Here is a 22,037-nt window from a genome sequence, read left to right as displayed (position 1 = left end):
AAGAAGCCATCGATGCTGGCGCGATTCTGGTTGTGGCTGGGGCGGTTGCTGGGCAAAACCCTGCTGTTTTTGCTGGTGATCGGCCTGATCGGCTGGGCTTTGGCCACCGCCTGGTTTGCCTGGCAGCACCGGGGACCGGTATCGGCACTGGAGCAGATTCCGGACGGCGAAGCGGCCATGACGCAAGACGTTATCCAGACCGCTGTGCGAATTGTCGATCAACACCGGGAAAGCACGCGTTTTCTGCGGGACGCCCATGCCAAGGCTCACGGTTGTGTGAAGGCCGACGTGCAAGTGCTGCCGGACCTGGCTCAGGATCTGCGGCGCGGTGTGTTCAGCGAGCCAGGCAAGATCTGGCAGGCGACGATGCGCCTGTCCAACGGCAACGCCTACCCGCAGTTCGACAGCATCCGTGATGCCCGGGGCATGGCGATCAAATTGCTCGATGTGCCGGGCAAACAGTTGCTGGGTGACCGTCTGGGCCTGCACGAGCAGGATTTCGTGATGTTCAGCCATCCGAATTTCTTTGTCAGCGATGTCGCTGAATATCGTCAGAATGTGGCGGCGCAGGCTGACGGCAAGAAGGTCATGGCGTTCTTTCCGGGCTGGGACCCGCGAACCTGGCAGATCAGGCATTTGTTCATTGCGCTGGCAACGCTTTCTCCACCACCGGAGAGCTCGACGCGTACGACCTACTTTTCGGTTTCGCCCTACAAGTTCGGCGAGGCCAATGCGAAGTTCCGGGTGATGCCGGATCCGGACAACTGCCCGACCTACACGCTGCCGAAGCAAAACCAGGATCTGCCGAACTTCCTGCGCAGTGCGTTGAATCAGCAACTGTCCACGGATCGGGTGCCCGCGTGTTTTGTGTTGCAGATCCAGCGTCAGGACGCGAACAATTACATGCCGATCGAAGACACCAGCATTGAGTGGCGTGAACAGGACAGTCCATTTCAGACCGTAGCCAAAATCACCCTGCCCCCGCAGGACTTCGACACCCCGGCCCTGAACCTGCAATGCGACAACCTGTCGTTCAATCCATGGTTCGGCATCGACGCCCATCGCCCGATTGGCGGAATCAATCGCCTGCGCAAGGCGGTGTATGAAGCGGTGAGTGATTACCGGCATAGCCGCAACGCCAGCCAGTAACAACCCGCAGAAACGAAAAAAGCGACCCGCAGGTCGCTTTTTTCATGCCCGGACGAGCAAAAAGCCAATCGCCAGACAGCAAAAAGCCCGCACTGGGCGGGCTTTCCGTGGTGACCTGGCGTTCAGTGTTCCAGGTTACCGAATATGGCGCAGCGGACGGGACTCGAACCCGCGACCCCCGGCGTGACAGGCCGGTATTCTAACCGACTGAACTACCGCTGCGCGAAACGCTTGAAACGAATGGTGGGTGATGACGGGATCGAACCGCCGACATTCTGCTTGTAAGGCAGACGCTCTCCCAGCTGAGCTAATCACCCTTCGCTTCGTTACGGGACGCATTATGCCACAAGTTTTCGTAAAGTGTTGATTTAATTGAAGTTTTTTTCAAATAAATCCGAAAACCGGTGAAACGACACATTCCGCATGTACTACTCGAGGCAGAAAAAAACCCGCCTTGGCGGGTTCTTCCGTGGTGACCTGGCGTTCAGTGTTCCAGGTTACCGAATATGGCGCAGCGGACGGGACTCGAACCCGCGACCCCCGGCGTGACAGGCCGGTATTCTAACCGACTGAACTACCGCTGCGCTAAACACTTGAAACGAATGGTGGGTGATGACGGGATCGAACCGCCGACATTCTGCTTGTAAGGCAGACGCTCTCCCAGCTGAGCTAATCACCCTTCGCTTCGGTGTGGCGCGCATTCTACGGAGCGACCCAACCTCTGGCAAGCACTTTTTTAAATAATTTTCTCAGGCCTTCCAAAGGCTTAGAGAAGGGTTGGCCTATGACCCGGCGAAGACAATAATGCCCCCCTTTGTATAAAGGAGAGACTCACCCCATGTGGTTCAAGAACCTGCTTATCTATCGCCTGACCCAAGACCTGCCTGTCGATGCCGAGGCGCTGGAAACTGCACTGGCCACCAAACTGGCGCGTCCATGTGCAAGCCAGGAGTTGACCACCTACGGTTTCGTCGCGCCGTTCGGCAAGGGCGAAGATGCGCCACTGGTGCATGTCAGCGGTGACTTCCTGCTGATCTCCGCCCGTAAGGAAGAACGCATTCTGCCGGGCAGCGTCGTGCGTGACGCGGTCAAGGAAAAGGTCGAAGAGATCGAAGCCGAGCAGATGCGCAAGGTCTATAAGAAGGAACGCGACCAGATCAAGGATGAAATCATCCAGGCGTTCCTGCCCCGCGCCTTTATCCGCCGCTCGTCGACCTTCGCCGCCATCGCGCCGAAACAGGGCCTGATCCTCGTCAATTCGGCCAGCCCGAAACGCGCCGAAGACCTGCTCTCCACCCTGCGCGAAGTGATCGGCACCCTGCCGGTTCGCCCGCTGACCGTGAAAACCGCACCAACCGCCGTGATGACCGAATGGGTCACCACCCAGCAAGCCGCTCCGGACTTTTTCGTCCTGGACGAGTGCGAACTGCGCGACACCCACGAAGACGGCGGCATCGTCCGTTGCAAGCGTCAGGACCTGACCAGCGAAGAAATCCAGCTGCACCTGAGCACCGGCAAAGTAGTGACTCAACTGTCGCTGGCCTGGCAGGACAAACTGTCGTTCATGCTCGACGACAAGATGACCGTCAAACGCCTGAAGTTCGAAGATCTGCTGCAGGATCAGGCGGAACAGGACGGCGGTGACGAGGCCCTCGGCCAACTGGACGCCAGCTTCACCCTGATGATGCTGACCTTCGGCGACTTCCTGCCGGCGCTGGTGGAAGCACTGGGCGGTGAAGAGACGCCGCAGGGGATCTAAAGCCTGCGAGTTTCACCTGTGGGAGCGAGCCTGCTCGCGATGAGGTCGGTACATTCAACATTTTTGTCGACTGTAACGCCGCCATCGCGAGCAGGCTCGCTCCCACATTGGTTTCCGGGGTTCAATCAATAATAAGGAACAGGCCATGCGCGCACTGGCTGCACTGAGTCGTTTTGTCGGCAACACTTTCGCTTACTGGGTTCTGATTTTCGCCGTGGTCGCATTTCTGCAACCGGCGTGGTTCCTCAACCTGAAAGGCGCAATCGTGCCGCTGCTCGGGCTGGTGATGTTCGGCATGGGCCTGACCCTCAAACTCGACGACTTCGCCGCCGTTGCCCGCCATCCATGGCGTGTGGCGCTGGGCGTGGTCGCGCATTTCGTGATCATGCCGGGGATGGCGTGGTTGCTTTGCCAGATCTTTCATCTACCGCCAGAAATCGCCGTCGGGGTGATTCTGGTCGGGTGCTGCCCGAGCGGCACTTCCTCGAACGTCATGACCTGGCTGGCCCGGGGCGATCTGGCGCTGTCGGTGGCCATCGCCGCCGTCACCACCCTCCTCGCCCCGCTGCTGACGCCGGCGCTGATCTGGCTGCTGGCTTCGGCCTGGTTGCCGGTTTCGTTCATGGAATTGTTCTGGTCGATTCTGCAGGTGGTGCTGCTGCCGATCGTGCTCGGTGTCGTCGCACAACGCTTGCTCGGTGACAGGGTTCGCCACGCGGTGGAGGTTTTGCCGCTGGTGTCCGTGGTCAGCATCGTGATCATCGTCGCTGCCGTGGTTGCTGCCAGTCAGGTGAAAATCGCCGAGTCCGGCCTGCTGATCATGGCCGTGGTAATGCTGCACAACAGCTTCGGCTACTTGCTGGGTTATTTCACCGGGCGCCTGTTCGGCTTGCCGCTGGCCCAGCGCAAATCGCTGGCGCTGGAGGTCGGCATGCAGAACTCGGGGCTGGGTGCCGCGCTGGCCAGTGCGCACTTTTCGCCTTTGGCGGCGGTTCCGAGCGCGCTGTTCAGTGTGTGGCACAACATTTCCGGGGCGCTGCTTTCGACGTACTTCCGACGCATGAGCGAGAAGGAAGATCGTGAGGCTCTGGCTCAGCAGCCTGCCGACTGACCGGGTCCCCGGCGCACATTATTAGGTACTATGTGCGCCACGCGGGGACGACCCTGCGGCTCAATCGAGTTTTCAATCCGGGGACGGCCCCGTCAATCGATGGGAGTCTTTCATGTCCTGGATCATTCTGTTTTTCGCCGGCCTGTTCGAAGTCGGCTGGGCCGTCGGCCTGAAATACACCGATGGCTTCACCCGTCCACTTCCGACCGTTCTCACCGTCGCGGCCATGGCGGTCAGCCTTGGTCTGTTGGGTCTGGCGATGAAGGAACTGCCGCTGGGCACGGCTTACGCGATCTGGACCGGCGTCGGTGCCGTGGGCACGGTGATTGCCGGGATCATTCTGTTTGGTGAGTCGATGGCATTGATTCGGCTGGCCAGCGTTGCACTGATCATCACCGGATTGATCGGGCTCAAGGTCAGCGCTTAAGCCACTGGCCTCATCGCGGGCAAGCCCGCGATGAGGCCAGCACAGCCAATGATTATCTGACTGTCCCGCGCAACTCTCCCACCAGCGCCTGCAACTCGGCAGGCTGCGCCGCCTCGACCGCCACCGGCGAACCCGCCACCAGCGTCACCCGCGACCACAAGCGGTGAAACAGTCCTTTATTGGGATCGCGACTGAAGAAACTCCCCCACAACCCCTGCAACGCCAGCGGAATCACCGGCACCGGTGTCTCTTCGAGAATCCGCGTCAGCCCGCCCTTGAACTCGTTGATCTCGCCATCGGCAGTCAACTTGCCTTCCGGGAAGATGCAGACAAGCTCACCGTCCTTCAGATACTGGGCAATCCGTGTGAAAGCCTTTTCGTAGATCTGGATGTCTTCCTGGCGTCCGGCGATCGGAATGGTCCCCGCCGTGCGGAAGATAAAGTTCAGCACCGGCAGGTTGTAGATCTTGTAGTACATGACAAAGCGAATCGGCCGACGCACCGCGCCGCCAATCAGCAAGGCATCGACGAAGGATACGTGGTTGCACACCAGCAACGCCGCGCCCTCATCGGGAATCGCTTCCAGGTTGCGATGCTCGACGCGGTACATGGAGTGGCTGAGCAGCCAGATCATGAAACGCATACTGAACTCGGGGACGATCTTGAAGATGTAGGCGTTGACGCCGATGTTCAGCAGCGACACCACCAGGAACAGCTGTGGAATCGACAGCTTGACCACGCTCAGCAACACGATGGAGACGATGGCCGATATCACCATGAACAGCGCGTTGAGAATGTTGTTGGCCGCAATCACCCGCGCCCGCTCGTTCTCGGCGGTGCGCGACTGGATCAGCGCATACAGCGGCACAATGTAGAAACCGCCAAAGATGCCGAGGCCGAGGATGTCGACCAGCACGGCCCAGGTGTGACCGAAACCGAGGACTTCAGTCCAGCTGTGGCCAACGGCACTCTCCGGGATTCCACCGGAATGCCACCACAGCAACAGCCCGAAAACCGTCAGGCCGAACGAACCGAACGGCACCAGACCGATCTCGACCTTGCGCCCGGAAAGCTTCTCGCAAAGCATTGAACCGAGGGCGATGCCGACCGAAAACACGGTGAGAATCAGGGTCACCACGGTTTCGTCGCCGTGCATCCACTCCTTCGCATAAGCCGGGATCTGCGTCAGATAAATCGCCCCGACAAACCAGAACCACGAGTTGCCGACAATCGAGCGCGACACCGCCGGCGTCTGGCCCAGCCCGAGTTTCAGCGTGGCCCAGGACTGGCTGAAAATATTCCAGTTCAGGCGCATTTCCGGCGAAGCGGCCGCCGCCCGGGGAATGCTACGGCTGGCGAGGTAACCGAGTATGGCGATGCCGACAATCGCGGTCGACACCAACGGCGCATAGTGCGACGAGGACATGATGACCCCGGCACCGATGGTGCCGGCCAGAATCGCCAGAAACGTGCCCATTTCCACCAGACCGTTGCCGCCGACCAGCTCATCCTCGTGCAAGGCCTGCGGCAGGATCGAATACTTCACCGGCCCGAACAGCGCCGAGTGCGTGCCCATGGCGAACAGCGCCACCAGCATCAGCGACAGGTGATCGAACAGGAAGCCGACGGATCCCACGGCCATGATGGCGATTTCCGCCAGTTTGATCAGACGGATCAGCGCATCCTTGGCGAACTTTTCACCGAACTGTCCGGCCAGCGCCGAAAACAGAAAGAACGGCAGAATGAACAGCAGCGCACACAGGTTGACCCAGATCGAGCGGTCACCTTCGATGGTCAGCCGGTAGAGAATGGCGAGGATCAGCGACTGCTTGAACACGTTGTCGTTGAACGCGCCCAGCGACTGGGTGATGAAGAACGGCAGGAAGCGCCGGGTACGCAACAGGTTGAACTGTGAGGGGTGACTCATCTTCCGTGTGTCCCTGATGTTGGGTAACGAGTGGCCTGGATACGCTTATTGGAATGTCGATCCGCGATCCAGGCCACACCTTACCTAAACTTTTCAGGTTATTTCTTCAAACCTGCAATGCACGGTGAAACAAACAGCTCGCCGCGCCAGGCGCCTTGCAATGTGCGCTTGCCGACGATCAGCCACATCACCGCCAGCAACGTCACCAGCACGCAACCGGCCACGCTGAAGAATGTCAGGTTCAACGTGCTGCCCAGTTTCAGGGTCGCCAGCGAATACACGCCCAACGGGAAGGTAAAACCCCACCAGCCAAGGTTGAACGGGATGCCGTCGCGCAGGTAGCGCACGGTGATCAGCAGCGCCATCAACATCCACCACAGTCCAAAACCCCAGAGCGTGATCCCGGCCACCAGGCCCAGGCCCGAAGCGATTTCACCGATCCCCGGCAGGCCGTTGGCCGCGAAGATCGCTGGCGCATCGCCGCCCAGCAGCAACATGCCCAGGGCGCCGGTGCCGATCGGCCCCAAGGCCAGCCAGCTCGACGCCGCCATGTTTTCGTGGGGCAGTTTATGCAGGGCCATGCGCAACAGCAGGATGGTCAGAATGCTGAAGGCCACCGGCAGGGAAAACGCCCAGAGCACGTAGCTGGTCGTCAGCACTACCAGTTGCGAGTGCGCGTCGGCCAAGTGCGGCGCCAGCAGTCCACCGCTGGCAGCCGCCACTTCTGCCGCCACCACCGGCAACAGCCAGACGGCGGTCATCTGATCGATGCTGTGTTCCTGACGGGTAAACATCATGTAGGGAATCAGCACACCGCAGGCCAGCGACATCGCCACGTCCAGCCACCACAGCACTTCGGCCAGATGAACGACGCCCTCGCCCCAGCGCGGCAGACCGAACAGCAGAAAGCCGTTGATGATGGTCGCCAGGCCCATGGGAATGGTGCCGAAGAACATCGAAACCGTGGAGTGGCCGAAGATCCGCCGCGCCTCGTCGAAAAACAGAATCCAGCGCGCGGCGTATGCAGCTGTAAACAGCACGAACAACAGAATGTTGAACATCCACAACCCTTCGGCCACGGCATGCAGCCCCGGGATGGCGACGGGCAATTGCGCCAGCGCCAACGCCAGCACACCGGTACCCATGGTCGCGGCGAACCAGTTCGGTGTGAATTGACGGATCACTTCACGCGGATGCTGAAGCTGGCTGAAAGGCTTGATACCGGGGTTGGCACTGTTGGGGCAAATCATCATGAACTCCTGTCCTCAGGTGAGGTTGAGTCCATGGTAGAACCGAATCGAATATCTATATAACGGGTAATTTCTCTATCTGTTATCTGTTTTACAGATATAGATCTAAACGCTGCCCTCAGTCTCGATCACCAGAATCCGCGCGGCGCCCTGCGGGTGGGCGACATGCTCGGTACCGACGGACGCGTAGAAGATGTCACCGACATCGAGCTGCACCTGCTTTTCTTCGCCCTCTTCGCGGTAGTGCATGAGCACCTGACCGTCGAGCACCACGAACACTTCCTCCCCGTCGTTGACGTGCCATTTATAAGGCTGATCGGTCCAGTGCAGGCGCGTGGTGATGCCGTTCATGTTGGCAATGTCGAGCGCGCCCCAGGCACGCTCGGCGGTGAAGGTCTTGCTGCGGATAATCTTCATGAGTCAATCCGTGAGAAGAATGGGCTGGCCAAGGCTAACCGAATACGCGGGCTTATGGCGCGCTGCAAGTCTTGGCCGCTTGCGGACGAAAACTCATCAACAGCGCACCCACCGCCAACACGATCAGCACCGCGCCATACACATCGGTAGTCGCCAGCAGGCCCAGGCTGTGGGTGAAGTGCCCGGCCAACAGCGCCGGCAGACAGAACGCCAGGTAACTCAGTACATAGAATGCCGACATCAACCCTGCGCGCTCATGGGGCAACGCCAGCGGCACCAGACTGCGTACCGCCCCCAGAAACCCGGAGCCGAATCCACACCCGGCGACCAGCGTACCGAAGAAGAACAACGATAGACTGGCGCTGTGCACGCCCAGCAGCATCAACACGATGCCGGCCGGCAGCAGGCTTGCGCCGAGTTGCAGGGCTCTTGATGCAGGACGATTGCGCAGTGTGAAAATCATCAGGGCGCCGGTCACGGTCAATGCCGCCACGGTCGCACCGCCGATCAGATTGGAAGTGGAACCGGTCGCCGTGCGTACCAGCGACGGAGCGAGCGAGGCATAGAAACCGCCGAGCGCCCAGGTCGCGGTGTTCAGCGGCAATACTCGCCATAGCGTCGAGCGCGCCTGAACCGGCACATGCAGGGTCGGCCACAGCGAGGCCCATGCTCCGGCTTGCGGCGAAACGCTTTCCGGCAAGCGCCAGACATAAACGCCTTGCAACACAAACAGCACGAGCAGCAGCCAATAGGTCAGTTGCAATGGCGCAGGCGCGAATTCCACCAGCAAACCGCAGCCCATCGAACCTAGCGCCATGCCAAGCAACGGTGCCACGCTGTTGATCAGTGGCCCTTGTTGACGGTCAGTGTCCAGCAGCGTCGCGCTCAACACGGCGGTAGCCATGCCGGTGGCAAATCCCTGCAGCACTCGCGCTCCGATCAGCCAGCCGACGCTGTCGGCGTAGATAAACAGCAACATCGCCAGGGCATTCAGGACAACCGCGGTGAAAATCACCGGTTTGCGTCCCAAATGATCCGACAGCGAACCGACCGTCAGCAGCGCGGCCAGCAGACTCAGCGCGTAAACGCCGAAAATCAGGGTCAGCACCGCTGCCGAGAAATGCAGGTGGTCCTGATACAAGTGATACAACGGCGTCGGCGCGGTGGAAGCGGCGAGAAAACTGAGTAAGGTGATCGCCAGAAACCACAGGCTGGAACGGTGGGAAGCAAGGCTGGTCATGGGCACACTCCGCAAAAGCTAATTTTTTGCTTTTGCGGAGTGTGCTCTTGGCTTGCGCTTAAAGCAAATTCTTTGTGTTAAGGTCTGCCGCATGGCTATTAAAGAAGGTTTACGCCCGGGCGGTCGCAGTGCCCGGGTGCAAGAGTCGATTCACTCGGCAGTCCGCGCACTCCTGCAAGAACAGGAGCGCTCAACGGTGACCGTCCCGCAAATCGCGGCGCGTGCGGGCGTGACGCCATCGACGATTTATCGACGCTGGGGAGATCTGGCCGCCTTGCTGGCTGACGTCGCCCTCGCCCGCATGCGCCCCGACAGCGAGCCGGCTGAAACCGGCAGCCTGCGCAGCGATATGCGTGCGTGGGCCGAACAATATCTCGACGAAATGAGTTCGGAACCCGGGCGTAACATGATGCGCGACGTGCAGGCGAGCGCGACGCCAGGTTATTGCGTGACGATCATCGGCGCGCAGTTGCAGACCATCATCGAGCGCCATTCCGAGGAACCGGCGCCGAGCGTGGATCACCTGATCAACCTGGTGGTTTCGCCGACGGTGTTCCGCATTCTGTTTGCCGTGGCACCGCTGGAAGTCGAAGAACTGCACCGGCTGATCGACATCGCGCTGCGTCAGGACTGACAGCGCAGAACCGTCCGGTTCTGCGCCTGCGACACCCCGCCACGCCACGACCTTGGTCGACACTGACTAACCGCCGCGCACATGCGAGACTGTCTGGCCGGGCGCGAGTCCGGTCGTATTTTGTCGGGAGTGCTCCATGTCGTTGTCCACCGGGCTGATCGCCGCCGTCGCCCTGGCCTATATGGCCATCATGTTCGCCATCGCCTTCTACGGCGACCGTCGCAGCGCGCCGTTGCCGCCGCGGATGCGTGCCTGGGTGTACAGCCTGTCGCTGGCGGTCTATTGCACCAGCTGGACATTCTTTGGCGCAGTCGGTCAGGCCGCCGAACAACTGTGGTCATTCCTGCCGATTTACCTCGGGCCGATCCTGCTGTTGCTGGGCGCGCCGTGGGTCCTGCAAAAAATGGTGATGATCAGCAAGCAGGAGAACATCACTTCCATCGCCGACTTCATCGCCGCCCGCTACGGCAAGTCCCAATCGCTGGCAGTGGTCGTGGCGCTGATCTGTCTGGTCGGCGTCCTGCCTTATATAGCCTTGCAACTCAAAGGCATTGTCCTCGGCGTGAACCTGTTGATCGGCGCCGGCGCCGACGCCATGGGCACCCGCGCCCAGGACACGGCGCTGATCGTGTCGTTGGTGCTGGCGCTGTTCACCATCGTTTTCGGTACGCGCAACCTCGACGCCACGGAGCACCACCGGGGCATGGTGCTGGCAATTGCGTTCGAGTCGCTGGTGAAGTTGTTCGCCTTCCTCGCCGTCGGCGCCTTCGTCACCTATGGCCTGTATGACGGCTTCGACGACCTGTTCAATCAGGCGATGCTTGCCCCGCGCCTTGAGGAATACTGGAAAGAAACCATCAACTGGCCCTCGATGGTGGTGCAGACCGGTGTGGCGATGATGGCGATCATCTGCCTGCCCCGGCAGTTCCACGTCACCGTGGTGGAAAACATCGACCCGCAGGATCTGCGCCTGGCCAAGTGGGTGTTTCCGACTTATCTGGCCTTGGCCGCACTGTTTGTAGTTCCGATCGCGCTGGCCGGTCAGATGATGTTGCCGAGCTCTGTAATCCCGGATTCTTTCGTCATCAGCCTGCCACTGGCCCAGGCCCACCCGGCGCTGGCAATGCTGGCCTTCATCGGCGGAGCCTCGGCGGCCACCGGCATGGTGATCGTGGCGAGCGTGGCGCTGTCGACCATGGTATCCAACGACATGCTGTTGCCCTGGCTGCTACGCCGCAACAACGCCGAGCGGCCGTTCGAAGTGTTCCGTCAGTGGATGCTCTCGGTACGCCGGGTCAGCATCGTGGTCATTCTGTTGCTGGCTTACGTCAGCTACCGCTTGCTCGGATCCACCGCGAGCCTGGCAACCATCGGCCAGATCGCCTTCGCCGCCGTGACCCAACTGGCGCCGGCGATGCTCGGCGCGCTGTACTGGAAACAGGCCAACCGCCGGGGCGTGTTCGCCGGCCTCGCCGCTGGTACATTCCTCTGGTTCTACACCCTGATTCTGCCGATCGCCGCCCGCAGCCTCGGCTGGTCGCTGGACACGTTCCCCGGCCTGGCCTGGTTGCACAGCAACCCCTTGAACCTGCCGATCACCCCGCTGACCCAAGGCGTGGTGCTGTCGCTGGCGGGTAATTTCACGTTGTTCGCCTGGGTCTCGGTACTGTCCCGTACCCGGGTGTCGGAACACTGGCAGGCCGGGCGCTTCATCGGTCAGGAAATCAGCGCCCGGCCGAGTGCACGCTCGATGCTGGCGGTGCAGATCGACGACTTGCTGCAACTGGCGGCACGGTTTGTCGGTGAGGAGCGCGCACGCCAGAGCTTCATCCGCTTCGCCTACCGCCAAGGCAAAGGCTTCAACCCGAACCAGAACGCCGATGGTGAATGGATTGCCCACACCGAACGCTTGCTGGCCGGTGTCCTCGGCGCTTCTTCGACGCGAGCTGTAGTAAAAGCCGCCATCGAAGGTCGGGAAATGCAGCTGGAGGACGTCGTCCGGATCGCCGACGAAGCCTCGGAGGTGCTGCAGTTCAACCGTGCGCTGCTGCAAGGCGCCATCGAAAACATCACCCAGGGCATCAGCGTGGTCGACCAGTCGCTGAAACTGGTTGCCTGGAACCGCCGCTATCTGGAGCTGTTCAATTACCCGGACGGCTTGATCAGCGTCGGCCGACCGATTGCCGACATCATTCGCTACAACGCCGAACGCGGCTTGTGCGGCCCCGGCGAAGCGGAAGTCCACGTCGCCCGACGCCTGCACTGGATGCGTCAGGGCCGCGCCCACACCTCCGAGCGATTGTTCCCCAATGGCCGGGTGATCGAGCTGATCGGCAACCCGATGCCCGGCGGCGGTTTCGTCATGAGTTTCACTGACATCACCGCATTCCGCGAAGCCGAACAGGCACTGACCGAGGCCAACGAAGGGCTGGAGCAACGGGTCAGCGAGCGGACTCAGGAACTGTCGCAACTCAACGTCGCGCTGACGGAAGCCAAGGGTAATGCCGAGGCGGCCAACCAGTCGAAAACCCGCTTCCTTGCGGCGGTCAGCCACGACTTGATGCAACCCTTGAATGCCGCACGGCTGTTCTCCGCCGCCCTCTCCCATCAGGACGATGGCTTGAGCGGCGAGGCGCAGAAACTGGTGCAGCATCTGGACAGTTCGCTGCGTTCGGCCGAAGACCTGATCAGTGACCTGCTGGACATTTCCCGCCTGGAAAACGGCAAGATCAACCCGGATCGCAAGCCGTTCGCGGTCAATGAGCTGTTCGACACCCTCGGTGCCGAGTTCAAGGTTCTGGCGCAGGAACAGGGCTTGAGCTTCCGGGTACGCGGCAGCCACTTGCGCATCGACAGCGACATCAAGTTGCTGCGACGGATCCTGCAAAACTTCCTGACCAATGCCTTCCGCTACGCCAAAGGCCCGGTGTTGCTGGGCGTGCGCCGGCGTCAGGGCGAGGTTTGCCTGGAGGTCTGGGATCGCGGGCCGGGGATTCCGGAGGACAAGCAGCAGGTGATTTTCGAAGAGTTCAAACGCCTCGACAGCCACCAGACCCGCGCCGAGAAAGGCCTGGGCCTGGGCCTGGCGATTGCCGACGGCTTGTGCCGGGTGCTCGGGCACACCTTGCGCGTACGTTCATGGCCGGGACGCGGCAGTGTGTTCAGTGTGCGGGTGCCGCTGGCGCGGACGCAGACTGCCCAGCCGAGCGCGGCGGTCGAACTCAACGGCAAGTTGCACAGCGGCGCGCAGGTGCTGTGCATCGACAACGAAGACAGCATTCTGATCGGCATGAACAGCCTGCTCACGCGTTGGGGTTGTCAGGTGTGGACGGCGCGCAACCGCGAGGAGTGCGCGGCATTGCTGAGCGATGGCGTACGGCCGCAACTGGCCCTGGTGGACTTCCACCTCGATCACGGTGAAACCGGCACCGACCTGATGGCGTGGTTGCGTACAAGCCTGGGCGAACCGGTGCCCGGTGTGGTGATCAGCGCCGACGGGCATCCGGAAACCGTGGCGCGGGTACACGCGGCGGGGCTGGATTATCTGGCCAAACCGGTGAAACCGGCGGCGCTGCGGGCGTTGTTGAGTCGCTATTTGCCGCTCTAGAAGAGCGGCTTATTCAGGCAGTTCGACCAGGCCGTCGGCATCGGTCATGGCGCGCTCCAGCAGATCTGCCGGCAGGCTCTTGCTCGCTCGTGCGCCGAGCAATTTCAGCTGTTCGCTGCGGCTGACCAGGTTGCCGCGCCCTTCTGTCAGTTTGTTTCGCGCTGCGCTGTAGGCTTTGTCCAGTTGCTGCAGACGATTGCCGACTTCGTCCAGATCCTGAATGAACAGCACGAACTTGTCGTACAGCCATCCGGCACGCTCGGCGATTTCCCGGGCGTTCTGGCTCTGGCGTTCCTGTTTCCACAGGCTGTCGATGACCCGCAGGGTGGCGAGCAGCGTGGTCGGGCTGACGATCACGATGTTGCGGTCGAAGGCTTCCTGGAACAGCGTCGGCTCGGCTTGCAGCGCTGCGGAAAACGCCGCTTCGATGGGCACGAACAGCAAGACAAAATCGAGGCTGTGCAGGCCTTCCAGACGCTTGTAGTCTTTTCCGGCCAGACCTTTGACGTGACTGCGCAGCGACAGTACGTGCTGCTTCATGGCGATCTGGCCGATGGCATCGTCGTCGGCCGCCACGTATTGCTGGTACGCCGTGAGGCTGACCTTGGAGTCGACCACCACCTGCTTGTCGCCCGGCAGGTAAATGATCACGTCCGGCTGGAAGCGCTCGCCGTCCGGCCCCTTGAGGTTGACCTGGGTCTGGTACTCGCGGCCCTTCTCCAGCCCGGCATGTTCCAGCACCCGCTCCAGGATCAGTTCGCCCCAGTTACCCTGGGTTTTCTGGCCTTTCAGGGCGCGGGTCAGGTTGGTGGCTTCATCGCTCAGGCGCAGGTTCAGTTGCTGAAGACGCTCCAGCTCCTTGGCCAGAGAGAAGCGCTCACGGGCTTCGGCTTGATAGCTTTCCTCGACGCGCTTCTCGAAGGACTGGATGCGTTCTTTCAGGGGATCAAGCAATTGGCCGAGGCGCTGTTGGCTGGTTTCGGCGAAACGCTGTTCACGCTCGTCGAAGATCTTCCCCGCCAGCTCGGCAAACTGGGCGCGCAACTCGTCGCGGGAACCTTGCAGGTCATCGAGGCGCTGCTGATGGCTTTCCTGCTGCTCGCGCAATTCGGCATTCAATGAAGCAGCCTGAGCATCCAGGCGTCGCAGTTCGGCTTCCTTGCTGGCACGCTCGAGGTTCCAGGCATGGGCGGCGTCACGGGCGTCGTCACGCTCGATCTGCAACAGTTCGACCTCACGGCGCACGGCCGCGAGATCGGCTTGTTTGGCGGCATTGGCCTGGCCGAGGTCGGCGATTTCGTCGCGACAGGCTTCGAGCTGGGCGTTGAGGCCGTCCTGGGCCATCTGCGCCATGGCCAGCCGCTCTTCGAGCAACGCAACTTCGGACTCGCCATGACTGGCCCGGCGCTGCAGCTGCCAGGCCAGCGCCAGCAGCGGTAACGCCGCGCCTGCCAAGCCGAGCAAGATGCTGGTCAAGTCCATCGCCATAGTGATTCCCGCCGATCCGATAAAGCCTGAAGGTTAACCAAGGCGTCAGGTCTTGGACAGCTCAGTCTTCGATCAGGCCGAGTTCCTGTTGCGCACGCCGATCACCCGCACGGGCGGCCTGACGCAGCAGATCCTGGCCGATACGACGATCCCGCGCGTTGCCACACTCACGGCACATCAACTGGCCAAGGCGGCTTTGCGCCGCGACCACGCCTTCCCGGGCCGGTTGTTTGAGCAGGCGGCCGGCGAGGTGTTTGGCGTTCTGGCTGTCGCCCAGGCGCGGGCTGTCGAGCAGCCATTCGGCCACGCGCACGGAAAATCGCTTGGGAGCGGTAACACGAGGGGGTTGGGAAGTAACAGAATCTGGAGATGAACGAAACTTCATAAAGCACTGTGGGACAGATCGAAGGGCGCGCCACTCTACTCTTTTTTTCGCACAGGTAAAGTCGAAAAAAACCCGGCACGCCCGTGCTAGAGCAAGCGCTCGGGACAATCCACAGAAGCTGTGGATAACTCAGTGGACAACCGCCCCCGACTCGCCGCAAAGCCTTGTGGAATGGGGCCCGCAGTCAAACTGACGATTTTTTCACCAGTAAAAAAAAGCGATGTTTTTCATTGACTTAAACTTTCGTTACAGGCAGCCACCGGGGTCAGGTTCGATGTGACAGCGTCGTTACCGTCCGCGCAACTAATGTGCACAAGTACCTGTTACGCGGTTATATCGGTGCGCTTTTTCGGGTCGTTTTGCCTGCCGGGCTGGGGATAAGCCCCGGTTCTGCGCTTGTCAGGCTTGCCCACCGCTACGACCGACGGTCGGAATGTGAGCCAAATCGGGGCGGGGCCGGGGCTCAAGGAACAGTCCGTCTGTTCTTTTTAAAAATCAGGTTTGCCTTCCTCGATGTGTTCCGTTAGTATCCGCGGCGTTAGTACCAAGCTGAAAGTCAATTCCGGTCGAACAAACCCCACGGTCAGCCTTCTCTCGAAGAAGCCTCCACCGAAAAAGCGGGCCCGACCCCTCGATGGTTTCCAGGTAAATCTTGCGACGACACAGCCTTTGAGCCGAATCAAAGGATGTTGCAAAGAATCCTTACTCTGACCGAACCAACCTGCAAATTGATCAGGATCTTCACCCCGGGCCCAGAACCTCTGCCCTCGATGTGTTGCCTGTCCTCCTAAGTACCTACCTGCCAGCCCAAGCGCGCCAACTTGTCAGCGCTTCAAACTGGCTGCTTTGTTCCAGTCGGGTTCTTCGTTCGACCAATGGTGGTCTGCGTTACTGGAACGTTTTAACGTTGCACGGTTCTTATCCGTGTCATTTGTAGGAACACCTAATAACTATGTCTACTCAAATCCAGACTCAGGATGCCATTCGCACCCTAACCAATGCTTTTGCTCCAATGAACTGCCTGATCATGGCCGCTCGCAAAGGCTGCTTCAGCTTCACCGTGGTCAATGAACACGGGATCGCCCGCCACAGCGAGCGTCTGTACCCGGATCAATACTCCAGCGCCGAACCGCTGCAGGCCGTGATTGATCGCACCCGTCAGGCATTGATCGCCTGAGAGGCCGAAATGGCTGCAAAAGCAAAAGCCCCGCCTGAAACGCGGGGCTTTTTATTGCCCGATGTTTCTCTTTTTACCCTTCGCGTTTAAGCACCAACCGATATAACGGTTATAACGGCCCGCCGGAAATATTTTAAAAACAGGCCTTTACGTCGTGAATATGACACTACACTTCAACTCAAGCGGCGTGATCCGCTTCCGGCGAGCCTGATTCGATCCACAGCTGCCAAGCTCCCCTTCAGGTCTCGCCGCCCAATAACAAGATCCGAGGGTTTTATGGGTATCGCTGCCAGCGAACTGTGCCGCTATGTGATCCGTCCCACGCTGATTTATCTGGGACGCCACTGCGCCACCGCCGAATCCCTGCTGCTGGGCATCGCCGCCAGCCAGTCCGCCCTGGGTTCCGCCCTGCATGACCGCCGTGGCCACGGCCTGTACCGGATTGCCGAGCATCGCCATCAGGCGCTCTGGGATCATTACCTGGCGCTCGATCCGGAGCGCGCCAGCCTGGTTCGCGGCCTCGCCAGTCAGCACGCCTTTCTCAGCAGCCCGCACCTCGAACTGACCGTCAATCTGCGTTACGCCACTGCCATTGCCTGGCTGCTGGTGGAAGAACAGACCCTCACCCTCCCCGACCCGGACGACCTGCTCGCAATGGCCCGTATCTGGCGTCAGACCTTTCAACCCCAGGGTCGCCTGCGCGACTTCACCTGTGCATGGCAGACCTGTGTTTCACCGCTGAATCAGGTCGCGTGCTGACTCACCGGTTTCGCAAGATCGGCCAACGGGTCGCGAATCTGGTCGGATTGTCCTACAAAACCGCTCTAACTCAAGCCATACGGACTATAGCGCTGGGACGAAAATGTTGGTAATTTTCGCCCCGGTGATCACCAGGAGTTCTAATAATGAAAAAAGTAATGCTCAAAACCACCATCAGCCTCGCCGTTTCCCTGGCATCCACGCAGATTTTCGCCGCTGGCTTTGCCATCAACGAACACAGCATCAGCGGGATGGGGACTGGGTACGCCGGGCGATCTTCTTCTGCCGACGACGCAAGCACTGTTTACGGCAACCCTGCCGGCATGTCGCGCCTCACTCGCGAACAAGTCACCGGTGGCGTTGCATTCCTCGATGCCAAGACCGATATCAGCGACGCCAGCTCCAGCCCCAACGGCGGCAGCAACAAAGGCGACATGGTGCCCTTCACCTCCGTACCTATGGGCTACTACGTCAAGCCGATCGACGAGCATTGGGCATTCGGCCTGGGTGTGTACGTACCCTTCGGCCTGATTACCGACTATGAAAAAGGCTTCGCCGGCCGCTACTTCGGCAGCAAGTCCGAAGTACAGGTCATCACCTTCCAGCCGACTGTCAGCTACAAGTTCAACGACGTGGTGTCGATCGGTTTCGGTCCGACCATCAACCGTATCGACGGCACCCTGGAATCCAACCTGTCGGTCACTCAGGCCGCGCCGGATGGCAAGGTCAAGATCAAGGGTGACGATACAGCGCTGGGCTACAACATCGGCGTGCTGGTTCAGGCAACCGACACCACTCGTCTGGGCCTGACCTACCACTCCAAGGTCGACTACAAGCTCGAAGGCAACACCAAGGTCAACTACGGCGCACTGGCCGCAGTCGGCCTGGGCGCCAGCCAGAAGTACGACGCTTCGCTGAAGATCACCACGCCTGAATCCGTGGACTTCTCGGTAACCCAGGCGATCAACGACCGCTGGAACGTCTACGCCGGTACTACCTGGACCCGCTGGAGCCAGCTGGAAAAGATCACCGTCAAGAACTCCGGTGTACAGCCTCTGCTGGCCGGTCAGTTCGGCGAGATCACCGAAGATCAGAACTGGCATGACAGCTGGGCTTACGCCATCGGTACTTCGTATCAGCTGAACAAGGAATGGGTACTGCGTACCGGTCTGACCTTCGACCAGGCGCCGACCAACAACGTCGACCGTTCGCCGCGCATTCCTACCGGTGACCGGACCATCTTCAGCATCGGTGCCGGCTGGAGCCCGACCGAAGACCTGACCATCGACGTCGCCTACTCGTACTTGCAGGAAGAATCGGTCAAAGTCCGCAACGAAAACAATCGTGGTCAGAGCTACGATGCCAAGTATGAAAACTCGGCAAACGGTTTCGGTGTAGGCGCGACCTACCGCTTCTGATGCTGCACGACGAGGCTGAGCGCTTTACCCTCTGAGCCCTCACCCACCAAAAAGCCCCGCTCTCTTTGCAGAAGCGGGGCTTTTTAGTAGGCATCGATCAGGGTTTCAGCGGTTTAGACGCAATGGCTTTCTCAATGGCCGCAAGAAACTCCGGATCATCCGGTTTGGTCAGGCTGGAGAAATTGGCGATCACCTTGCCCTGACGATCGACCACGTATTTATAGAAATTCCACTTCGGCGCGCTGCTTTGCGCGGCAAGCACCTGGAACAGATGGGTGGCACCGTCACCACGGACTTTCTGCGGTTCGGTCATGGTGAACGTCACGCCGTAGTTGGCGTAGCAGACCTTGGCGGTCTCGGCGCTGTCCTTGGACTCTTGTTTGAAGTCATTGGAGGGTACGCCGAGCATTTCCAGCCCTTGCGCCTTGTAGCGCTGGTTGAGCGCTTCGAGGCCCTCGAACTGCGGGGCGAAACCACAGAAGCTGGCGGTGTTGATCACCACCAGCGGTTTGTCGGCGTAGCGCTGGCACAGGTCGATGGATTCCTTGGCCCGCAATTTGGGCAACGAACCTTGCAACAATTCCGGACAATCCGCGGCCTGGGCCAGTCCGGTCAACGCCATCAGCAACGCAGGAACAGCACACCAGCGCTTGAGCATGTCGGGCATCCTTGAGCAGTCGTCAGAACCCGACGTTACTCGCCCTCAAAGCCTACAGGCAAGCGCCCATGCCCAACTGCATCAGCGCCAGGCCGCCCTGATGCCAGCCCCACCACACCAGCGCCAGCAAGACAGCGCCGAGTGCGGTGATGGCGATTCGTGGCCAGATTCGCATCATGCCGCGCTCGTACGGGCCTGCAGACGCTCGACCGGACGCTCGCGCACCGGCCAGTTCAGCGCGGCCGCCAACAGGCTCAAGAGAATCGCCACTTGCCAGATCAAGTCATAACTCCCGGTCCGGTCATACACCACCCCGCCCAGCCAGCCGCCGAGGAACGAGCCGAGCTGGTGGAACAGGAACACGATCCCGCCGAGCATGGACAGGTTTCGCACGCCAAACAAGGTCGCCACCGTACCGTTGGTCAACGGCACCGTCGACAGCCACAGGAAACCCATCGCCATACCAAACAGATACGCCGTAGTCGTCGTCACCGGCAGCCACAGGAACAGCACGATCACCACCGCCCGCAGCAGGTACAGCCCGGTCAGCAAACGCGGCTTGGACATGCGCCCGCCGAGCCAGCCGGCAGTGTAGGTACCGAAGATGTTGAACAGCCCGATCAACGCCAGCACTGTGGTGCCGACGGTAGCCGGTAGATGCTGGTCGACCAGATAGGCCGGCAGGTGCACGCCGATAAACACGACCTGGAAGCCACAGACGAAGAAACCGAATGCCAGCAGCCAGAACCCGGAATGCGAGCAGGCTTCGCGCAGGGCTTCAGACAGCGTTTGCTCATGGCCGAGCACCGGCAACGGCTTGTCCTTGAGCATGCTCACCAGCGGCACGATCAGCGCCACCAGCAGGCCCAGCACCAGCAATGCCGCCGACCAGCCCAGCCAGCCAATCAGGCCGAGGGTGCCCGGCAGCATGGCGAATTGGCCAAAGGACCCGGCGGCGCTGGCGATACCCATGCCCATGCTGCGTTTTTCCGGCGGAACCGCACGCCCGACCACACCGAGAATCACCGAGAAGGAAGTGCCGGACAGCCCGATACCGATCAGCAAACCGGCACTCAGGGACAGACCCAAAGCGGTCTCCGACAGCCCCATGAACACCAGGCCCAAGGCGTAAAGCACGCCACCGATCAACACCACTTTTGCCGCGCCGAAGCGGTCGGCCAGTGCGCCAGTGAAAGGTTGTGCCAGGCCCCAGATCAGGTTCTGCAAGGCGATGGCGAAGGCGAATACCTCACGGCCCCAGCCGAACTGAGCGCTCATCGGCGACAGAAACAGCCCGAAGCCGTGCCGCACGCCCAACGACAACGCCAGAATCAGCGCACTCCCCAGCAACACCCAACCGCACGTACGCCACATCGAACTCATTGTTATTCTCCAGTCGCGGGTATATACCCGCTTAGATTCGGAAAAAACCGGCCCTCAGGCCAGTTCATCCAACAGCCGCAGCAAGGTTTCACGCTTCTCGGCACCCAGTCGGTCGATCAACCGCTGCTGCGCCGCTTCCCAGGCCGGCAGGGCCGCTGACAGGCGTTGTGCGCCGGTTTCGGTGAGCCGGACGATGCGGTTGCGCATGTCTTCGCCCTCGGCCAGCGCCACCAGACCTTCGCCTTCCAGCACCCGCAGATTGCGCCCGAGGGTGCTGCGATCCAGGCCCATCGCTTCGGCCAGTTCGGAAATGCTCGGTTGATCCAGACGCTGCAGGTTGCACAGCAGAGAATACTGGGCAACGTTGATCCCGAAGCCGTCGAGAGCGCCGTCGTAATGCCTGCTGACGCCGCGGGCGGCGCGACGCAGGTTGGTGCACAAACACTGAGAAGGAAGCATGATGCGTGTATATACCCGCGAGTCTGTTAAATCAAGTTACAGATCAAAGTTACTTATCAAAACAAGGCCAGCCCGACCAACACCGACATCTCCAATAATTCCAGCAACGCACCCGCCGTATCACCGGTGGTTCCGCCCAGTCGCCGCACCATCAGATGCCGCAGCCAGATGAACACCACGACCGACAACAGCAGCGCCACGACAGCGTTGAACCCGGCGATCAGCACGCACACCACTGAACTCACCGCCAGCACCCGCCAACCCGTTTTGCGCGGCAGATGATCGGCCAGCGCCTGTCCCAACCCGCCGGCCCGCACATAGGTCGTGGTGAGGAACAATCCGAGCAGCGCTGCTCGTCCGATCAGCGGAACGATGATCAACGCCATGCCTTGGTGTTTTTCGATCAACGCCAACAACGCGGCGTATTTGAGCAGCAACACCAGCACCAGCGTCACCACCGCGATCGGCCCGCTGCGCGGATCCTTCATGATTGTCAGCGTGCGCTCGCGATCACCGAAACCACCGAGCCACGCATCGGCGCTGTCCGCCAGGCCGTCGAGGTGCAGCGCGCCGCTGAGCAGCACCCACACCGTCAGCAGCAACGCGGCATGCAGCAGCACAGGCGCGCCGGCCAGAGCGATGTTCAGCGCCCAGAGAATCACGCCGAACAGCACACCCACCAGCGGATAAAACAGCAGCGAGCGCCCGAGATCCTCAGGCGCCGGCATGCCCGGCAGACGAATCGGCAGGCTGCTGAGAAATTGCAGGGCGATCCACAGGGGCAGCATG

The 22,037-nt window shown here is 60.7% G+C and carries 20 protein-coding genes and 4 tRNA genes; 9 read left to right on the top strand and 15 right to left on the bottom strand.

All coding sequences use genetic code 11. The features are described 5' to 3' along the window. Window positions 1-12: 12 nt before the first annotated feature. The gene (locus tag DXT77_RS26970; RefSeq protein ID WP_119429833.1) at window positions 13-1,149 is read left to right on the top strand and encodes a catalase family protein; all 1,137 of its coding nucleotides are present in this window, start codon (window positions 13-15) and stop codon (window positions 1,147-1,149) included. Window positions 1,150-1,294: 145 nt separating this feature from the next. Here the strand turns inward: DXT77_RS26970 and DXT77_RS26965 are convergent. From DXT77_RS26965 to DXT77_RS26950, 4 genes are all read right to left on the bottom strand, one after another. Beyond that, window positions 1,295-1,371: transfer RNA gene (locus DXT77_RS26965), tRNA-Asp, on the bottom strand. A 19-nt stretch (window positions 1,372-1,390) separates the two neighbouring features. Then, window positions 1,391-1,466, bottom strand: a tRNA-Val gene (locus DXT77_RS26960). A 190-nt stretch (window positions 1,467-1,656) separates the two neighbouring features. Further along, window positions 1,657-1,733 (bottom strand) — tRNA-Asp (locus tag DXT77_RS26955). A 19-nt stretch (window positions 1,734-1,752) separates the two neighbouring features. Then, a tRNA-Val gene (locus DXT77_RS26950) sits at window positions 1,753-1,828 on the bottom strand. A 159-nt stretch (window positions 1,829-1,987) separates the two neighbouring features. Between DXT77_RS26950 and rdgC the strand changes: the two genes are divergently transcribed. The 3 genes from rdgC to sugE all read left to right on the top strand — a co-directional run bounded on the left by rdgC (window position 1,988) and on the right by sugE (window position 4,446). After that, the gene (gene rdgC / locus DXT77_RS26945) at window positions 1,988-2,908 is read left to right on the top strand and encodes a recombination-associated protein RdgC (RefSeq protein ID WP_007950430.1); all 921 of its coding nucleotides are present in this window, start codon (window positions 1,988-1,990) and stop codon (window positions 2,906-2,908) included. Window positions 2,909-3,053: 145 nt separating this feature from the next. Then, on the top strand, window positions 3,054-4,019 hold the full coding sequence (locus tag DXT77_RS26935; RefSeq protein WP_119429829.1) for a bile acid:sodium symporter family protein: 966 nt from the start codon (window positions 3,054-3,056) through the stop codon (window positions 4,017-4,019). 112 nt (window positions 4,020-4,131) lie between these two features. Further along, on the top strand, window positions 4,132-4,446 hold the full coding sequence (gene sugE, locus DXT77_RS26930) for a quaternary ammonium compound efflux SMR transporter SugE (RefSeq protein WP_085682912.1): 315 nt from the start codon (window positions 4,132-4,134) through the stop codon (window positions 4,444-4,446). 52 nt (window positions 4,447-4,498) lie between these two features. On the opposite strand, the gene DXT77_RS26925 is transcribed toward sugE, so the two are convergent. The 4 genes from DXT77_RS26925 to DXT77_RS26910 all read right to left on the bottom strand — a co-directional run bounded on the left by DXT77_RS26925 (window position 4,499) and on the right by DXT77_RS26910 (window position 9,280). Beyond that, window positions 4,499-6,373 (bottom strand): MFS transporter, encoded by a 1,875-nt coding sequence (locus DXT77_RS26925; protein WP_119429828.1) that lies wholly within the window; start codon window positions 6,371-6,373, stop codon window positions 4,499-4,501. A gap of 98 nt (window positions 6,374-6,471) precedes the next feature. Then, window positions 6,472-7,623: a TDT family transporter gene (locus tag DXT77_RS26920; protein ID WP_119429827.1), complete on the bottom strand. Its 1,152-nt coding sequence runs from the start codon at window positions 7,621-7,623 to the stop codon at window positions 6,472-6,474. 105 nt (window positions 7,624-7,728) lie between these two features. Continuing rightward, window positions 7,729-8,040 (bottom strand): cupin domain-containing protein, encoded by a 312-nt coding sequence (locus DXT77_RS26915; RefSeq protein WP_119429826.1) that lies wholly within the window; start codon window positions 8,038-8,040, stop codon window positions 7,729-7,731. 52 nt (window positions 8,041-8,092) lie between these two features. Then, a complete protein-coding gene (locus tag DXT77_RS26910) occupies window positions 8,093-9,280 on the bottom strand; it encodes an MFS transporter (protein ID WP_119429825.1) in 1,188 nt (395 codons plus the stop codon). A 91-nt stretch (window positions 9,281-9,371) separates the two neighbouring features. Between DXT77_RS26910 and DXT77_RS26905 the strand changes: the two genes are divergently transcribed. Together DXT77_RS26905 and DXT77_RS26900 are read left to right on the top strand one after the other, a co-directional pair. Further along, window positions 9,372-9,914 (top strand): TetR/AcrR family transcriptional regulator, encoded by a 543-nt coding sequence (locus DXT77_RS26905; protein ID WP_119429824.1) that lies wholly within the window; start codon window positions 9,372-9,374, stop codon window positions 9,912-9,914. A gap of 136 nt (window positions 9,915-10,050) precedes the next feature. Further along, on the top strand, window positions 10,051-13,521 hold the full coding sequence (locus DXT77_RS26900; RefSeq protein WP_119429823.1) for a hybrid sensor histidine kinase/response regulator: 3,471 nt from the start codon (window positions 10,051-10,053) through the stop codon (window positions 13,519-13,521). Between the two features lie 9 nt (window positions 13,522-13,530). Here DXT77_RS26900 and rmuC read toward each other — a convergent pair whose 3' ends face one another. Next, the gene (rmuC, locus tag DXT77_RS26895) at window positions 13,531-14,895 is read right to left on the bottom strand and encodes a DNA recombination protein RmuC (protein ID WP_170931591.1); all 1,365 of its coding nucleotides are present in this window, start codon (window positions 14,893-14,895) and stop codon (window positions 13,531-13,533) included. A 175-nt stretch (window positions 14,896-15,070) separates the two neighbouring features. Then, window positions 15,071-15,394 carry a hypothetical protein gene (locus tag DXT77_RS26890; protein WP_085710599.1) on the bottom strand — a complete coding sequence of 108 codons (324 nt, stop codon included), beginning with the start codon at window positions 15,392-15,394 and terminating at the stop codon, window positions 15,071-15,073. A gap of 952 nt (window positions 15,395-16,346) precedes the next feature. Between DXT77_RS26890 and DXT77_RS26880 the strand changes: the two genes are divergently transcribed. From DXT77_RS26880 to DXT77_RS26870, 3 genes are all read left to right on the top strand, one after another. Then, on the top strand, window positions 16,347-16,571 hold the full coding sequence (locus DXT77_RS26880) for a hypothetical protein (protein ID WP_007950419.1): 225 nt from the start codon (window positions 16,347-16,349) through the stop codon (window positions 16,569-16,571). A 276-nt stretch (window positions 16,572-16,847) separates the two neighbouring features. Beyond that, window positions 16,848-17,330: a hypothetical protein gene (locus tag DXT77_RS26875; protein ID WP_119429822.1), complete on the top strand. Its 483-nt coding sequence runs from the start codon at window positions 16,848-16,850 to the stop codon at window positions 17,328-17,330. Window positions 17,331-17,476: 146 nt separating this feature from the next. Beyond that, a complete protein-coding gene (locus DXT77_RS26870) occupies window positions 17,477-18,748 on the top strand; it encodes an OmpP1/FadL family transporter (protein WP_119429821.1) in 1,272 nt (423 codons plus the stop codon). A 97-nt stretch (window positions 18,749-18,845) separates the two neighbouring features. Here the strand turns inward: DXT77_RS26870 and DXT77_RS26865 are convergent, their stop codons facing one another. The 5 genes from DXT77_RS26865 to DXT77_RS26850 are packed head-to-tail and all read right to left on the bottom strand — an operon-like array spanning window position 18,846 to window position 22,036. Then, window positions 18,846-19,406: a glutathione peroxidase gene (locus DXT77_RS26865; protein WP_085710596.1), complete on the bottom strand. Its 561-nt coding sequence runs from the start codon at window positions 19,404-19,406 to the stop codon at window positions 18,846-18,848. Window positions 19,407-19,458: 52 nt separating this feature from the next. After that, the gene (locus tag DXT77_RS30200; RefSeq protein WP_256663051.1) at window positions 19,459-19,584 is read right to left on the bottom strand and encodes a hypothetical protein; all 126 of its coding nucleotides are present in this window, start codon (window positions 19,582-19,584) and stop codon (window positions 19,459-19,461) included. Then, window positions 19,581-20,789 (bottom strand): MFS transporter, encoded by a 1,209-nt coding sequence (locus tag DXT77_RS26860; RefSeq protein WP_085710595.1) that lies wholly within the window; start codon window positions 20,787-20,789, stop codon window positions 19,581-19,583. Before DXT77_RS26860 ends, DXT77_RS30200 begins: the two co-directional genes overlap by 4 nt. Window positions 20,790-20,843: 54 nt before the next feature. Next, complete coding sequence (locus DXT77_RS26855; protein WP_119429820.1) at window positions 20,844-21,248, bottom strand: MarR family winged helix-turn-helix transcriptional regulator; 405 nt, start codon at window positions 21,246-21,248, stop codon at window positions 20,844-20,846. 56 nt (window positions 21,249-21,304) lie between these two features. After that, window positions 21,305-22,036 carry an adenosylcobinamide-GDP ribazoletransferase gene (locus DXT77_RS26850; RefSeq protein WP_119429819.1) on the bottom strand — a complete coding sequence of 244 codons (732 nt, stop codon included), beginning with the start codon at window positions 22,034-22,036 and terminating at the stop codon, window positions 21,305-21,307. Window position 22,037 lies beyond the last annotated feature (1 nt).

Source organism: Pseudomonas sp. 91RF, assembly GCF_003576265.1.
Classification (GTDB): Bacteria; Pseudomonadota; Gammaproteobacteria; order Pseudomonadales; family Pseudomonadaceae; genus Aquipseudomonas; species Aquipseudomonas kribbensis.
The sequence above is the reverse complement of the archived record's forward strand: the minus strand, read 5'-3'. Positions and strand labels throughout refer to the sequence as shown.